This window comes from Stenotrophomonas sp. YJH_SMC_101-4 (genome assembly GCF_059370395.1).
The window spans coordinates 801487-816535 of the sequence record NZ_JCAFTP010000001.1 but is presented as its reverse complement, the minus strand read 5'-3'; the positions used below and the strand labels follow the sequence as shown (position 1 = coordinate 816535).

At 66.6% G+C, this 15049-nt stretch carries 12 protein-coding genes; 8 read left to right on the top strand and 4 right to left on the bottom strand.

What is annotated here, in order from left to right; translation table 11 throughout:
- Positions 1–164: 164 nt before the first annotated feature.
- The 3 genes from AC5P8D_RS03775 to AC5P8D_RS03765 all read left to right on the top strand — a co-directional run bounded on the left by AC5P8D_RS03775 (position 165) and on the right by AC5P8D_RS03765 (position 3721).
- Entirely contained in the window at positions 165–749 is a 585-nt protein-coding gene (locus AC5P8D_RS03775) for an AprI/Inh family metalloprotease inhibitor (protein ID WP_049455165.1), read from the top strand.
- 69 nt (positions 750–818) lie between these two features.
- Entirely contained in the window at positions 819–1778 is a 960-nt protein-coding gene (locus AC5P8D_RS03770) for a cation diffusion facilitator family transporter (RefSeq protein ID WP_126561195.1), read from the top strand.
- Between the two features lie 233 nt (positions 1779–2011).
- On the top strand, positions 2012–3721 hold the full coding sequence (locus AC5P8D_RS03765; RefSeq protein ID WP_043396050.1) for a sensor domain-containing diguanylate cyclase: 1710 nt from the start codon (positions 2012–2014) through the stop codon (positions 3719–3721).
- Positions 3722–3746: 25 nt separating this feature from the next.
- Here the strand turns inward: AC5P8D_RS03765 and AC5P8D_RS03760 are convergent, their stop codons facing one another.
- Both AC5P8D_RS03760 and AC5P8D_RS03755 read right to left on the bottom strand, forming a co-directional pair.
- Positions 3747–5690: a MacB family efflux pump subunit gene (locus AC5P8D_RS03760; protein WP_414614303.1), complete on the bottom strand. Its 1944-nt coding sequence runs from the start codon at positions 5688–5690 to the stop codon at positions 3747–3749.
- Between the two features lie 2 nt (positions 5691–5692).
- Complete coding sequence (locus tag AC5P8D_RS03755; RefSeq protein WP_495203087.1) at positions 5693–6874, bottom strand: efflux RND transporter periplasmic adaptor subunit; 1182 nt, start codon at positions 6872–6874, stop codon at positions 5693–5695.
- A gap of 236 nt (positions 6875–7110) precedes the next feature.
- On the opposite strand from AC5P8D_RS03755, the gene AC5P8D_RS03750 reads away from it, so the two are divergent.
- From AC5P8D_RS03750 to AC5P8D_RS03735, 4 genes are all read left to right on the top strand, one after another.
- Positions 7111–7668 (top strand): hypothetical protein, encoded by a 558-nt coding sequence (locus AC5P8D_RS03750; RefSeq protein WP_495203086.1) that lies wholly within the window; start codon positions 7111–7113, stop codon positions 7666–7668.
- Positions 7669–7715: 47 nt separating this feature from the next.
- Positions 7716–8432 (top strand): response regulator, encoded by a 717-nt coding sequence (locus AC5P8D_RS03745; protein ID WP_478420336.1) that lies wholly within the window; start codon positions 7716–7718, stop codon positions 8430–8432.
- 4 nt (positions 8433–8436) lie between these two features.
- Entirely contained in the window at positions 8437–9513 is a 1077-nt protein-coding gene (locus AC5P8D_RS03740; protein WP_049481079.1) for an ATP-binding protein, read from the top strand.
- Between the two features lie 270 nt (positions 9514–9783).
- On the top strand, positions 9784–10710 hold the full coding sequence (locus tag AC5P8D_RS03735; RefSeq protein WP_191849423.1) for an ABC transporter six-transmembrane domain-containing protein: 927 nt from the start codon (positions 9784–9786) through the stop codon (positions 10708–10710).
- Between the two features lie 95 nt (positions 10711–10805).
- Here AC5P8D_RS03735 and AC5P8D_RS03730 read toward each other — a convergent pair whose 3' ends face one another.
- Positions 10806–11894, bottom strand: coding sequence for a DNA glycosylase AlkZ-like family protein (locus AC5P8D_RS03730; protein ID WP_100445841.1), 1089 nt, complete (start codon positions 11892–11894; stop codon positions 10806–10808).
- A 104-nt stretch (positions 11895–11998) separates the two neighbouring features.
- Positions 11999–12583 carry a TetR/AcrR family transcriptional regulator gene (locus tag AC5P8D_RS03725; protein WP_010485484.1) on the bottom strand — a complete coding sequence of 195 codons (585 nt, stop codon included), beginning with the start codon at positions 12581–12583 and terminating at the stop codon, positions 11999–12001.
- Positions 12584–12827: 244 nt separating this feature from the next.
- Here AC5P8D_RS03725 and AC5P8D_RS03720 point away from each other — a divergent pair, with 244 nt between their 5' ends.
- Positions 12828–15023 (top strand): TonB-dependent receptor, encoded by a 2196-nt coding sequence (locus AC5P8D_RS03720; RefSeq protein ID WP_224328189.1) that lies wholly within the window; start codon positions 12828–12830, stop codon positions 15021–15023.
- The last annotated feature ends 26 nt before the right edge of the window (positions 15024–15049 follow it).

Here is a 15049-nt window from a genome sequence, read left to right as displayed (position 1 = left end):
CTCCTTCGGTCTCTGGGCGTCAAAGGGGAGCCGGCCAGCGGCCGGCACTACCCTTCAGCGGACAGCACCTACCCTTGGCTGGCTTGCCTCAGGGCGCGCCCTCACACCGTCTCCCACCCCACCGGTTCGATACTCGCGCGATCCACCCTTCCGAGGATCCTGCGATGGCTGCCCTGCTTGCCTGTAGCTGCCTGTCGGCGCTGTACTTCCTGGCCCTGCCCGCCCTTGCCCAGGACGCCTCGTTCGGCTTCGGCGAACAGACCACCCGCACCGACCAGGCCACCCAATCGAGCAGCACAGAGACCCGGACCAGTGGCTCGGTGACCACCCAGACCACCACCAGCGGCAGCTCGCAGTCCGAATCACGCAGCGAAAGCAAAGAGATCGACGTCGGCTTCGGTTTCCACGACGACAACGACGACTGGAGCCATGACCGCCACCGCGGCGACCGCGATGTGCGCGACAGCGATCTGTTCGGCAGCTGGACGCTGGGCCAGGAGAACGGCAGCACCTGCACCATCGAGCTGAAGAACAGTGAGTGGTTCGGTGGCTACAGCGCCTACGTGCCTGCCGGCTGCCCGGACGGATTCTTCTCGGCCAACCGCTGGGTGCTGTCGGGCAACCAGCTGCTGCTGACCGATACCAGCAATACGGTCTTCGGGCGTTTTCGCGCGTCGGGAGGTGGGCGTTGGACGGGCTACCGTGAATCGGATGGGGCACGTTTGTATCTCAATCCCAAGGGGCACTGATCGCATCGTGCACACAGTAGGCACGCGCTGATCGGGAAGATCAGGAATCCGCCTCACCCCGCCGCCGAAATGTCCGCTCCCACTGGTTCCCGCCTGGTCATCTACGCCGCCCTCGCGGGCAACCTGGCCATTGCCATCGCCAAGTTCATCGCCGCCGGCATCTCCGGCAGCTCGGCCATGCTCAGCGAGGGCGTGCATTCGCTGGTCGACACCCTCAACGAGGTGCTGCTGTTGTACGGGCTGCGCCGCGCCGGCAAGGCGCCGGACCCGGTACATCCGTTCGGCTATGGCCGCGAGCTGTACTTCTGGAGCTTCATCGTCGCCCTGCTGGTGTTCGCTGCCGGCGCCGGCGTTTCGGCCTACGAAGGTATCCAGCACATCCGCCAGCCGGAGCCGGCCACCAACCACGCGTTGAGCTACAGCGTGCTGGGCATCTCCATCCTGTTCGAAGGGGCTTCATGGTGGGTGGCGCTGCGCGAGTTCCGGCGCACCAAGGGCAAGCTCGGCTACTTCGAAGCGTTCCGCCGCAGCAAGGATCCTTCCACCTTTACCGTGCTGCTGGAGGATAGCGCGGCCCTGCTGGGCCTGGGTTTCGCACTGATCGGGCTCGTGGCCGCCCAGGTCCTGGACATGCCGGTGCTTGATGGTGTGGCGTCGCTGTGCATCGCCGGCGTGCTTGCCGCCACCGCCTTTCTTCTCGCACGCGAAACCAAGGGACTGCTGGTGGGCGAGCCGGCCCATCCTGCGGTGGCTGAGCGGATCATGGCCGTGGCCGAAACCGATCCGGACCTGCGCCGCGCCAATGGTGTGACCACCATGCAGATGGGCCCGGAACAGGTCGTGGCCATGCTCAGCGCGGAATTCGAGGATGACCGGCGCACGCCGCAGATCGAGGCTTGCATCACCCGCATCGAAACTGCAGTGAAGCAGGAGTTTCCGGAACTGGTGGCACTGTTCGTCAAGCCGCAGACGCCGGAGGTCTATGCTGCCCGGCGCGCTGCACTGGCCACGCCGCCAGCACCGGACTGATGATGTCTCTGTACGCGCTTTGCCCTGCAGATCCTCCGATGCAAGCTCCGCCGGCGCGCGCTCGTTCGCGACCACCGTCACGCTTTTTCACCCCTCGCGTGCAGTTCGCAAACGCAGGCGGAAGCGCGTCACGTCGGCATCACCTCACCGTAGCGATACATAACGTGGTGCGCACTAGCGTAGTACCTGACAGCCGCCGAAGCCGCCCTCGCCACCCAGCCCTGCAAAGCGCCATGGACGAAGCCGACCGCCTGCTTGAAATCGACCGCCTGCACCTGCTCGACACGCCGGCCGAACCGGTGTTCGATGCAATCGTTGCTGCCGCCCGCGCAGCTACCGGCATGACCATGGGCCTGATCTCGGTGGTGGCCGAGGAGCGCCAGTGGTTCAAGGCCAATATCGGCCTTGAAGGTGTCAGCGAGACTGCACGCGACATCTCGTTCTGTACTCATGCCATCGAGCAGGACGAACTGTTCGAGATCCCGGATGCCCGGCAGGACCCGCGATTCTCCACCAACCCCCTGGTGACCGGTGGCCCGCGCATCCGCCACTACGCGGGAATCTCGCTTGGGTCGGCGCAGGGTGCCCGTATCGGAACACTGTGCCTGCTCGATCCGATGCCGGGTGTACTGTCGCCCTCGCAGCGCGAACTGATGGTGCATCTGGCGCGGGTCACCACCCAGGTGCTGGAACAGCGCAGCACCCTGATGGCACAGGTCGGCCAGGCCAAGGCACTGCACCGCGAACTGAAACGCAGCGAGGACTTCCTGGAACGCACCAACCGCGCGGCACGGGTGGGCGGCTGGGAGATGGACCTGCTCTCCCACGAAGTGCGCTGGACCCGCGAAACCAAGCAGATCCACGGCGTGCGCGGCAACTATCAACCCACGTTCGACACCGCACTGTCCTTCTATCGGGAGGACAGTCGCAACATCATCCGCAGCGCGGTCCAGCGCTGCATCGAGGAAGGCACCTCATGGGAAGTGCAGCTGCCGATGACCACCGCCGATGGGCGCTCCATCTGGACCCGGGTGGTCGGTGGCCGTCAGCAGGTGGATGGGCACCCTCGCCTGGTCGGCGCCATCCAGGACATCACCGAGGAGCGTGCCGCGCTGGATGCCCTGGAGGCGAGCGAGACGCGCTACCGGCGCCTGTTCCACTACAGCCTCGGCCTGATCTGCACGCACACGCTGGAGGGCGTGCTGACATCGGTGAACCCGGCGGCCGTGCAGTCGCTGGGCTTCGATGAGACTCATATGATCGGGCGCAGCCTGTGCGATCTGATGCCTCCCGAGAAGCGTGCTGCATTCAAGGCCTATCTCGCGCGGATCACGGTCAACCACACCGATGCCGGCGTCATCGAACTGATCGCCGCCGATGGCACCCGCCATTTCTGGGCATATCACAACGTGCTCGACAGCGAGGCGAACCCTCCCTATGTGCTGGGCCATGCGCAGGATGTGACTGCACTGCGGATGCAGGAGCAGCAGCTGCGCGAGATGTCCTTCAAGGACCCGCTGACCCAGAGCTACAACCGCCGCTTCCTGCCGCGCCTGGACGAGCTGGTTGATCAACCCTGGGCCTGCCTGATGTTCGATCTGGATCATTTCAAGCAGATCAACGATACGCAGGGCCACGCGCGGGGGGACACTGTGCTGGTCGAGTTCGCCGCCTTCCTGCGCGCTCCACTGGGGGCGATGGAAAGCGTAGTGCGCATGGGCGGCGACGAGTTCATGGTGGTGCTGACCTGCCCGGAGCCGGGGCGGTTGGCCGCGCTGGAGCAGTGGTATACGCAGCAGGCCGGTCGATCACCCACGCCCTTCTCACTGGGTGCGACCCACCACGCCCCGGGTGAGTCGGTGGCCGACACCCTGCAGCGTGCCGACAGTCGCCTGTACCGCGAGCGCGCACGCGTGCGCACGCACCCGCGACCGGCAACCTGAGACTCTCCCCGCAGCGGGCGCGACCCTACTCCGCCGCCAACGCCTGGATGGGGTCCAGCTGTGCGGCACTGCGCGCCGGGAAGTAGCCGAAACCCAGCCCGATGGCAGACGAACATGCCAGCGCGGCGATCACCGGCCCAGGCGTGAACAGGAACGGCACCCCCAGCGACAGCAGGCTGGACAAAGCGCCCACAGCCAACGCGAACAACACCCCCAGCACGCCGCCGAACAGGCAGATCAACACGGCCTCAATCAGGAACTGGCGCAGGATGTCGCCCTGCCGGGCACCCACCGCCAGCCTCACACCGATCTCGCGCACGCGCTCCTTCACCGACACCAGCATGATGTTCATCACCCCCACGCCACCGACCACCAGCGCCACCGCTGCAATGGCCGAAACCAGTGCCGCCATGGTCTGGCTGGACTTCATCACTGCCTTGCGGATCTGGTCGGCGTTGTAGATGAAGAAATCGCGCCGGCCGTGCAGGCGTTGCAGCTCCGCGCCCAGCGAGGCCTCAGCGGCGGTGGTTGGCACGTCATCCCGCACGCGCACGGTGATGCTCTCCAGCCGCTGGCTGCCAAGCAGGCGCGAGGACGCGGAGGTGTACGGCACATAGACCGTCGGCGTCGCCCCGCCGGCGAATGCGTTGGAACCGACCACGCCGATCACTTCCACCGGCATGCCGCCCAGCAGCACCGTGCCGCCGATCGGATTGCCGCTGAACAACGCCTTGGCCGCCTTCTGGTCGACCACGCCCACCGCGCGATGTGCCTCCACCTCGGCATCGGTGAAGAACCGGCCCGCCTTCAGGCGCAGCCCACGCACACGTGGTAGATCAGCGCCCACGCCAAGCACCTGCGTGTTGGCGCGCCGGTTGCCCTGCAGTGCGGCCACCGAGCCGCTCAGGTTGGGGCTTACGCTGTCCACGTAACTCAACGCGGCCAAGTGATCGGCATCGTCCACCACCAGCGTTTCAATCTCGCCCGAGCGCGGGTCACCGAAGTCCGCGCCCGGGAAGATGTCCAGCGTGCTGGCACCCAGTTCGTTGATCTGTGACTCGACCTGTGCCTGTGCGCCCTTGCCCAACGCAACCACGGTCACCACCGCAGCCACGCCGATGATGATGCCCAGCATGGTCAGCAGGGTGCGCAGCCGGTGGGCCAGCATCGAACGCACCGCCATCCGTGCAGCTTCCCTGATTGCATCCAGGCGCGCGCGGCGCTCGGCGGCCGGTTCTGGACGGCGCTCGGGCACAGCGGCACTGCGTGCAACCGCAGGATCACCCATGCCACGGTCGGATACGACCTGACCGTCTGCGATCTCGATCACGCGTGAAGCGTGCGCGGCAATCGCTGCATCATGGGTCACCAGGATCACGGTATGGCCCTGTGCATGCAGGCGCTTGAGTTCCGTCATCACCTGCCGGCCGCTGGCATGATCCAGCGCGCCGGTCGGCTCATCGGCCAGCACGATGGCGCCGCCATTCATCAGCGAACGTGCAATGGAAACGCGCTGCTGCTGGCCGCCGGACAGCTGGCTGGGCCGATTCGTGGTGCGCTCACCCAGCCCCAGCGTTTCCAGCAGCATGCGGGCACGGGCGGTGCGCGCATCGGCATCCACGCCCGCATAGACCGCCGGCAACGCCACATTCTCCGTGGCGCTCAGGTTCTCCATCAGGTTGTAGCGCTGGAAGATGAAGCCGAAATGCTCGCAGCGCAGGTGCGCCAGTTCATCGGGTGACATCTGCTCGGTTGCCACGCCCTGCACGCGGTAGCTGCCTTCGGTTGGCCGGTCCAGGCAGCCCAGGATGTTCATCAGCGTGGATTTGCCCGAGCCGGACGGGCCGATGATGGCGATGAACTCGCCCGCCTCAATGCGCAGCGACACGTCCTTCAACACCACCACCTCACCGGCGGCCGAGCGGTACGCGCGCGATACGCCATGCAGTTCCAGCAGCGCGTCGGCCATGCTCACATCCCCAGCAGGCTGGTGGGCTCGGCTTCCGCGCCGCTTGGCGCCTGCCCGACCACCACGTTCTCACCCGCCTTGAGGCCGGACAGGATCTGCACCGCAGTAGCGGTGCGCAGACCGGTCGTCACCCCCCGCTCGTGCGCACGGCCCTTGGCATCGATCACCTGTACGGTCGCGCGGTTGCCCGCCTTGTCGTCGCGCTCGGACACTGCCGTCAATGGCACCTGCAGCGCATTGCCGGCACGCGCCAGCTGGATCGTCACCTTCACCGTCATCGACGGCTTCAGTTTCAGGCCCGGATTGGGTACGTCGAACAGCCCCGCGTAGTACACCGCCTTCGGCGTCTGCGCCGATCCGCCGGTGTTGCCGGTGGCCACGTCGGCAATCGATGACGGCGCAGGTTCAAGCTGCTGCAGATGCGATTCGTAGCGGCGTCCGCCCGGTCCCAGCGTGGAGAACCACAGGGGTTGGCCAGGCGCGATCAGTTCCACATCGGCCTCCGCGATCTCGGTGCGAACCGTCATCGTGTCCATCTGTGCCAGCATCACGATGGTCGGCGTGGTCTGCATCGAGTTCAGCGTCTGCCCGGCCTTGGTGACGATGGCCACGATGTAGCCGTCGGAAGGTGAGACGATGCGGGTGTAGCCCAGGTTGATCCGCGCGGTTTCCACCTGGGTCACCGCCTGGTCGATCTGGGCCTGCAGCGCTGCCACGTCCGAGCGCGCCGCTTCGCGCGCCACCCGCGCGGACTCGAAACCTTCCTGCGAAACAAGCCGCGACGCCACCAGCTGCGCCTGGCGCTCATGCACGCGGATGGCCTGGGCGTAGCGCGCCTGGCTGGCCGCGTGCTGGGCACGCAGCGTGTTGGCAGCCGCTTCGGCGCTGCGCAGGGCGATGCGCTGCGGCTGCGAATCCACTTCGGCAATCAGGTCGCCAGCGTGCACGCGCTGGCCCAGCACCACATGCAGGCGCGTGACCTGGCCCGACACCTGCGCGCCCACCGCCACCAGTTCCTTGGGGTTGACCCGGCCGACTGCCTGCACGGTCTTTTCCAGGTCCGCCACCCTTGCCGGGGCCGTGATCAGCGCGGCATCATCACCTTCGGCGAACAGCCACCCACCGGTGCCGCCTGCAAGAAGTACAACGATTGCGGCAATGATCCAGGTCCTGCGGTTGTTCATCGGAAGGCTCGCATGCACGCAGCCACCGGATGTGACCGCAGAAGCCGCAGTCTGGAAGGTGGTGGTGGATGTTTCTTGGAGCCACTGTGGAGATTGCATGGAGGCCGCACATCCGTTCAGGCACGGGGCCCGCTCCTGAACGGCACGGATCGCGTCCACGAAATCTCGACACAATCTCGACCAAGTCTCCATCAACGGCTCCTAGCCTTGTCGGCCTCGCCGACTGCGCTCCCGCCGTGTCCCTTCCGTTTCCAGACCTGCCTCCCATCAATGTCCGCCGCGCCTACCTTGCCTGGTGCGCGCCTTCGCCGTGGCTGCTTGCACTGGTGCTGACGTCCACCAGTGCCTGGATGCTTGCCAGCGCGAACCCGGCGCCGCCCCTGTTGGCGGGCGCCGGTGCCGCCGCGCTGGTGTGGTTCCGCAGCGAAGGCCCCAGCCATTCGGCGCGCGCGGGCACCCTGGCATCGCTGGCGCTGATCGGTCTCGCGGCCTGGTCCGCCTCCAGCGCGGACGTGAGCCTCATGCCAGCAGGGATGGCGGCTGTCCTGGTGGCTGCGTTGCTTGCCCTGCGCCTTCGGGCCGTGGTCCGCATGGCCCGTCGCCTGCAGGACCGGGTGGACGCAACGGGCATGCAATCGCGGTGGAGCAAGCTGCCTGCGGCCGTATCGACCCTGCTCGCACAGCACCTGCGCGCCACCACAACACTGGCGCCCGCCCTGCAGCACACGCTGGTGCTGGCCACCCTGGCCTGGGCCGCCCACGAAGAAGCGCAGACCCTGGAACGGCCACGATGACACCGTCGCCGGCGTTTCCCATTCCTTACTTGAAACCGCAGCATGCAATGAAATCCGATGCCCGCACGCACCTGGCGCCCCTGGTGCTCATTGCCGAAGATGAAGGCGAAATCGCGGACATTCTCGGCGCCTACCTGGCCCGCTCCGGGCTGCGCAGCGCCCGCGCCGCCGACGGCGAAGCCGCCCTCACCAGCCACCGCCAGCTGCGCCCCGACCTGGTGCTGCTGGACGTGCAGATGCCGAAGATGGACGGCTGGCAGGTGCTGAGCGAGTTGCGCCGGCGCGGCAACACCTCGGTAATCATGCTCACCGCACTGGACCAGGACGTGGACAAGCTCACTGGCCTGCGCGTCGGTGCCGACGACTACGTGGCCAAGCCATTCAATCCCGCCGAGATCGTCGCCCGCATCCAGGCGGTGCTGCGCCGTAGCGCGAAGCCCATTGCAGAAGAACCCAACGGGCTGATCCGGCAGGGGCCGTTCGAGATCGACCTGCGCAGCCATGAGGTCACCGTACGCACCGATGACCACGTGCATGCTCTGAGTTTCACGCTCACCGAGTTCCGTCTGCTGGTACACATGGCGCGCGCACCGCGCATGGTGCACAGCCGGCTGGATCTGCTCCAGACCTGCCTGCCGGAAGGCGATGCACAGGAGCGCACCGTGGACAGCCACGTCAGCAAGCTGCGCCGCAAGCTGGAGGAAGTAGGCGTCATCGGCATTCCCGCCACCATCCGCGGTGTCGGCTACCGCTTCCTGGACTGAGCCGATGAACCCCAAAGGCAAGAGCATCGGGCGCCAGATCACGCTCTCCATCACGGTCGCGTCGCTGTGTTCGACCGTACTGTCGATCAGTGGTTTCTACCTGTTCTATTACCTGATGGAGGTGTTCTATCCACGCTGGTACGACGAACCGGAAACCATCATGCCGTCAGGCCTGGAATGGCTGTGGATCGGCCTGACCGCCACCGTGGTCGTTGCGCTGGCCACATTGATCGCCTCGCGCCTGACCCGGCGCATCATCACCCCGCTGAACTCGGTCGCCGAAAGCCTGCGTCGCGTCGCCAGCGGTGATCTGGAGGCGCGTGCGCGCGGCGGTGACACCTCGATGACCGAGGCCGCCACGCTGGTCAGCGACTTCAATTCCATGGCCGAGCGATTGAGCCGGATGTCGGAGAACCGCGTGTTCTGGAACGCGGCGATCGCACACGAACTTCGCACGCCGATGACCATCCTGCGCGGCCGCCTGCAGGGCATCGCCGAAGGCGTGTTCGAGCCGGGGCCGGAGCAGTTCAACAGCATGCTCACCCAGCTGGAGGGCCTGACCCGCATCATCGAGGACCTGCGCGTGGTCAGCCTGGCCGAGAGCGGCCACCTCGATCTGCGCCTGCAGCGCAGCGACGTCAGCGTGCAGGTGGCGGCGGTGGTCGAAGCGATGTCGGAGGCGCTGACCGAGAGTGGTTTCTCGGTGACGTTGGACGCACGGTCTTCGCTGGCCGACTGCGATCCCGCGCGCATCCGCCAGGCGGTGCTGGCACTGCTGGAAAACGCTCGCCGCCATGCCATTCCCTGCCCGCTGCAGGTCCGCGTCACGCTGGCCGAAGGCCATTGCACCGTGACCGTTGAGGATGGTGGCCCCGGTGTGCCGGACGACCTTCGCGACAGCATCTTTGAAGCCTTCCAGCGCACCGATGTGTCGCGCTCGCGGCAGAGCGGCGGCTCCGGGCTCGGCCTGGCGGTGGTGCGGGCGATTGCCGTGGCCCATCACGGAACGGCGCGATGCCGGGCTACCGAACGTGGCGGCAGTGCCTTCGAAATCCGCTGGCCGGTGCACGCGCGTCGTTGAGAGCACGGCGTTGCGGCAGACGCTGCCCTGGTAGCGGCCCACCTTGGTGGGCATCGGCACACTGCGGCGCCAACCAAGGTTGGCGACCACCACGACTCTGGTAGTTGCCCACCTTGCTGGGCACCACGCCCTCCGCTGAACGCCGCCGGTTCCTCCACGCAATCTCCATCGTCCCTCCATGCCCGCTCCAAAGGGCTGCAGATACTGGGCGCGACCCGGGAGATGGCAGGCATCGTCCCCTGCCCTGTCCCCGACCCACCCAGGCACCCCATGAAACACCCCCATGATCCAGCGGCCGCCGCCGGCAGCATCGGCCAGCAGAATGCGGCCGCCACCCTGAAGGCCATCCTGCGCACCTACCCCTGGCAGCTCACCGGCACGTTCTCGCTGGTGGCACTGGAGAACACACTGCTGCTGGCCTATCCCTTGTTCGCCGGCTTCGCGGTGGACGCGATCATCAGCAGCAACATCGGCCATGCCGTCTCCTATGCCGGCGTGGTACTGATGTTCTGGTTGGTCGGTGCCGCCCGTCGAGCGGTCGATACACGCACCTTCACCCGCATCTATGCCGATCTGGCGGTGAACGTGGTGCAGGCGCAGCGTCGGCTGGGCCAGGCCACGTCCACCTCGGCGGCACGCGTGGTGCTGGCCCGCGAGTTCGTCGACTTTTTTGAAAAGCACGTGCCGATCATCGCCACCGGGCTGGCATCGATGTTCGGTGCGGTGGCCATGCTGCTGGCGATCGAGCCGATGGTCGGTGCCGCTGGCCTGGTCACCCTGCTCGGCGCCCTGCTGGTGCTGCCCTCGTTCGCACGCCGCAACGAGCAGCTGCATGGCCGCCTGAACAACCGCCTGGAACACGAAATCCGGCTGGTCGACCGGGTCAGTCCCTCGGTGCTGCGCCGCCACTACACCACGCTGTCGCGCCTGCGCATCCTGTTGTCAGACCGCGAGGCCGGCGCCTACGTGGTGATCGGACTGGCTGCCGCGGCATTGTTCGCGCTGACCATCGGCCGCCTCGCCACCACTGAGGGTGTCACGCCGGGCCACGTCTACGCGGTGATGACCTATCTGTGGACCTTCGTCGGCAGCCTGGACGATGCGCCGTCGATGGTGGACCAGCTTGCACGGCTGAAGGACATCGGCCGGCGAGTCAGTCCCGGGATGGACGACGCGGAGCACAAGGACGCCGCTTGACCGGTAGATGCCACCTTGATGGGCACCGACACATCGCGGGGCCAACCAAGGTTGGCGACTACCGGGAGCGATAGCTACCAATGCGCCGCTCGGCGCTACAGGAACTCCGCCATGCGCTGCAGCTCGTCTTCCAACGCGCCACGAAACACCCTGTCGCGGGCCAGCGACTTGCCGGCATAGCCCACACTCGATGCCAACTCACCGTCGCGCACGCTGAGATTGGCCCAGCCCACCACCTGGTCGTGCCACAACACCGGCAGAGCGTAGTACCCATACTGTCGCTTCGGTGCAGGTGTATACGCCTCGAACTTGTACACCCATCCCCACAGCAGCTCGAAGCGGCGGCGGTCCCACACCACCGGGTCGAACGGCGCCAGCAGGCGCACCTGTTCGTCCGGTGCATGGCGGCGCGAGCGCGGATTCTCGTCCACCGGCCAGTACCAGGTGGTGCCCTCCAGCGTGCAGCTGGCCAGTTGTTGCTTGGCCAACGCCAAGGCCCGCCGGGTCTGCTCGGCCAGATGTGGGGCGCCATAGCCCAGCAGGCGCACCAGATAGGTCAGGCTGGCCGAGGGCAGCGGCGCGTACTTGCGAACTACCAGATCAATAAGGGCGGCGGCGCGTTCAATCTGTGCCTGCTCGCTGACGTCCGCCTCGGCGTGTTCGGCCACCGCATAGATGCGCGTACCGCTGTCGCGCCGCTGCACCCGCAGCAGGCCACGGTAGTGCATGCCGTCAAGCAGATGCGTGCTTGCGTTGCTGGTGCCGCCCCAGTAATTGGTCACCCGCCCATGCGCGAACGCCTGGTCCACCTCGCGCGGGTGCACGCTGCCGCGCTCGCGCACGAAGGCCAGTACGTCGGCCGCACGGCGATGGGTCTCGGCGTCCCATTCGCGCTTGGACACGCGCGGGTGCATCAGTGCCAGATGCTCGCGCGGCAGGAAGCCGTAGTTCACCAGGCAATCCTCTTCCACCGGCAGGCGCGTGTAGCGCCGCTCAAGATCGCCTGCGCGGTAGTCCTTCACCCGGTGGCGCAGGGTCAGGTCCTGTGCGCGCGCCGGTGCCCTGATCGGGTCGGCCTGCACGAAGCCCAGCCGTCGTATCGCGGTCAGCAGCGTGGTCGGCTTGAACAGGGTGCGCGCCACCGCGTAGCGGCGAAGATCATCGAGAGTAGGCGTGGCAGGCATGGCCGCATTGTATTCCCGACACCACGCGATCCGTCCAGTAGAGCCAGGCCATGCCTGGCTGGCGTCAGGGTGAACGACCAGGATCGTCCACGCATGGCATGCATCTACCGAAGCCGCGACACCTCCAGCGAACCGATCACCAGCGCCCGCATGCCCTGCTTGAACTCGGTGATCACCTGCCCTTCTTCATCGTCCGCAATCGCGTAGATCGTATCGGCGCCGGCGATGCAGTAGAAGGCGATCGTGGCCAGCAGCCAGCGCGCCTTGTCCACCGGCAGGCCGAACACATCAGCCACGTGCGCCTGGTGCGAGGCGATCTTTTCCAGCATCGGCGCAGTCGCCACCGTGCGCCGCAGCAGGTACGGTGGCAGCCCGGGATGTGCCTTCACCACCTCGCACAGTGACTCCACGAACCGCATCAGGTAGGCCTCCAGCCCACCCGGTGCGTCGACCGACGCGCGCGGAATCTGCCAGCGCTGGAATACCGCCTCCGCCACCAGTCGCTTCAACGCCTCCAGGTTGGCCACGCGCTTGTACAGCGCCGCCTGGGTCACCGCCAGTTCGGCGGCCACGTTGGCCATGGTCAGGTTGGGTAGGCCCAGGCGGATGCCGATGTCGGCCAGGCGCTCCGGGGTGATGGTGGGCGGGCGGCCACGGGTCGGCGCCGTTGGATCGGAGTGAGGGCTCATACGGTGCGTGCTCATACCCTGCTGAGGGTGCCAGCAAAGGGACCCTCTTGTCCGCTTCGATTGATTTAGTTTAATTTACTCAACTAATTCGGAATGCGTCCAGCACGCTGCCCGTAGTCGAGCCCATGGCTCACCTTCCGCCAGGTCCCCACCCAGCCAACAACCCTGCGCTGCGCCCTCTCCCCGTGCTTGCCGTCGGCAGCGCGCCAGGCGCGCTCGCGCCTGCGATTCACAGGAATCTGGCATGACCGTGTACAACTTCTCTTCTCTGCAGCATCGCGCTGCCGCCGCATCTTCCGGCCTGATGCATCCACCAGGCATCGCCCGGCGCTACCGGATGTCGGCCCTCGCACTAGGGCTGCTGGCCTCGTTTGCCGCGCTGGCCGACTCCGCGCCGTCCACCCTGCCCTCGGTGCAGGTGCAGGAACAGCGCCGGGTCACTGCAGACTATGCGGGCGGGCAAGTGGCCGCTGGCAGCCGCGTCGGCCTGCTCGGCGACAAGGACTTCATGGACACGCCGTTCAATACGGTCAGCTACACCGAGTCCTTCATCCGCGACCGCCAGGCCAAGGACCTCACCGACGTCATCGCCGCCACCGACCCCACGGTGTTCAGCAACGGCGTCACCGGTTCGTGGAGCGAGAACTACGCGATCCGAGGCTTTGCCTCCAACACCAGCGACACCACCTTCAATGGCCTCAGCGGCATGGCGCCGTACTACCGCACTTCGCCGGAAATGTTCGAACGCATCGAGGTGCTGAAAGGCCCCTCCGCGCTGCTCAACGGCATGCCGCCGGGCGGCTCGGTCGGTGGCAGCGTCAACCTGGTCCCCAAGCGTGCCGGCGATCAACCGCTGCTGCGGGTCAGTGCCAACTTCGCCTCCGATGCGCAGTTTGGCGCCCATGTGGATGCGGGGCGTCGCCTGGGCGCGGACAAGCAGTTCGGCATCCGCTTCAACGGCGCGTACCGTGATGGTGATGGCGCGGTCGGCAAGCAGAGCAGGAAGGTGCAGCTCGGCGCACTGGCAGTGGACTGGCGCGGCGAACGTGCGCGGCTGTCGGCCGATCTGTACAGCGCCGATGACCGCGTGGACGGCCCGGCACGCGGCGTCGGTCTGGCACCGGGCGTGGCCATTCCGCGGCCGCCGCGTGGCGATACGCTGATCAACCCGGACTGGGCCTACGTGGACAGCCAGGACAAGGGCGCGATGCTGCGGGGCGAGCTGGACATCAATGACACCCTGATGGCCTACCTGGCCTACGGCATCAGCAAGACCGACTACCGCTACAATGGTTCGATCAGCGCGCAGATCCTCAATCCAGCCGGCGACTTCACCACCGTGATCGGCCAGCTCGCCTTCGATATCAAGAAGCAGTCCGCAGATGCCGGCCTGCGCGGCTCGTTCCACACCGGCAGCGTCAGCCATCAGTGGGCCGCCAACGTGACCCACTACCAGCACACCCAGAACGATTACGGCCGCCGCAGCGTGCCGGGCTGGGACTGGACCACCAATCTGTACAACCCGGCATGGGGCCCGGCGGCACCGTTCGTAGCGCCGCACATCTCGCACACCGAGCTGCGGCTGGACAGCCTCGGTTTCGCCGACACCCTCGCCTTCGCCGATGACCGCGTGCAGCTGACCCTGGGCGTGCGCCGCCAGCAGGTGGTCAGTGAGACCTTCAATGTCGCCAGCGGTGCGCGCACCTCGCGCTACGACGAGAGCGCCAACACGCCGGCAGCGGCGCTGCTGGTGAAGGCCACCGGAAGGGTCTCCATCTACACCAACTACATCGAAGGCCTCAGCCAGGGCGCCACCGCGCCGATGACCGCTGCCAATGCCGGTGATGTGTTCGCACCGTTCCGCACCAGGCAGAAGGAGCTGGGCCTGAAGCTGGACCTCGGCAGCTTCGCGCACACCTTCAGTGTGTATGAAATCAAGCGACCGAGCAGCTATACCGACCCGGTCACGAATATCTTCTCGTTCGGTGGCGAGCAACGAAATCGCGGCGTGGAATGGGGCTTCTTCGGCACGCCACTGGATGGCGTGCGCCTGCTCGGTGGCGTGGCCTACGTGCAGCCGAAACTGACCCGCACGGCCGGTGGCGTGAATGAGGGACGCATCGCCACCGCCGTAGCGCAACGGCAGGCCAAGCTGGGGGTGGAATGGGATGTACCGACCTTGCAGGGCCTGACCTTGACCGGCAATGCCACGGCGATGTCGAAGCAGTACATCAGTGCCGACAATAGCCTGTCGGTGCCGGGCCGCACGTTGTTCGATGTCGGGGCGCGCTACAGCACCACCGTGGCGGGTCGACCGCTTGCGCTGAGAGCCAGTGTGAACAACGTGACCAACAAGGCGTATTGGGGCATGCCGTTGTTGTCGAGCCTGGCGCTGGGTGCACCGAGGACGGTGCTGGTGTCGGCGACGATGGACTTCTGAGGCAGGCGCCTCCACGCCAGACATGC

Excerpts from the sequence above, each read along its gene's own strand:
- AC5P8D_RS03775 (WP_049455165.1), top strand. The coding sequence starts at position 165 with ATGGCTGCCCTGCTTGCCTGTAGCTGCCTGTCGGCGCTGTACTTCCTG.
- AC5P8D_RS03770 (WP_126561195.1), top strand. The coding sequence starts at position 819 with ATGTCCGCTCCCACTGGTTCCCGCCTGGTCATCTACGCCGCCCTCGCG.
- AC5P8D_RS03765 (WP_043396050.1), top strand. The coding sequence starts at position 2,012 with ATGGACGAAGCCGACCGCCTGCTTGAAATCGACCGCCTGCACCTGCTC.
- AC5P8D_RS03760 (WP_414614303.1), bottom strand. The coding sequence starts at position 5,690 with ATGGCCGACGCGCTGCTGGAACTGCATGGCGTATCGCGCGCGTACCGC.
- AC5P8D_RS03755 (WP_495203087.1), bottom strand. The coding sequence starts at position 6,874 with ATGAACAACCGCAGGACCTGGATCATTGCCGCAATCGTTGTACTTCTT.
- AC5P8D_RS03745 (WP_478420336.1), top strand. The coding sequence starts at position 7,716 with ATGAAATCCGATGCCCGCACGCACCTGGCGCCCCTGGTGCTCATTGCC.
- AC5P8D_RS03740 (WP_049481079.1), top strand. The coding sequence starts at position 8,437 with ATGAACCCCAAAGGCAAGAGCATCGGGCGCCAGATCACGCTCTCCATC.
- AC5P8D_RS03735 (WP_191849423.1), top strand. The coding sequence starts at position 9,784 with ATGAAACACCCCCATGATCCAGCGGCCGCCGCCGGCAGCATCGGCCAG.
- AC5P8D_RS03730 (WP_100445841.1), bottom strand. The coding sequence starts at position 11,894 with ATGCCTGCCACGCCTACTCTCGATGATCTTCGCCGCTACGCGGTGGCG.
- AC5P8D_RS03725 (WP_010485484.1), bottom strand. The coding sequence starts at position 12,583 with ATGAGCCCTCACTCCGATCCAACGGCGCCGACCCGTGGCCGCCCGCCC.
- AC5P8D_RS03720 (WP_224328189.1), top strand. The coding sequence starts at position 12,828 with ATGACCGTGTACAACTTCTCTTCTCTGCAGCATCGCGCTGCCGCCGCA.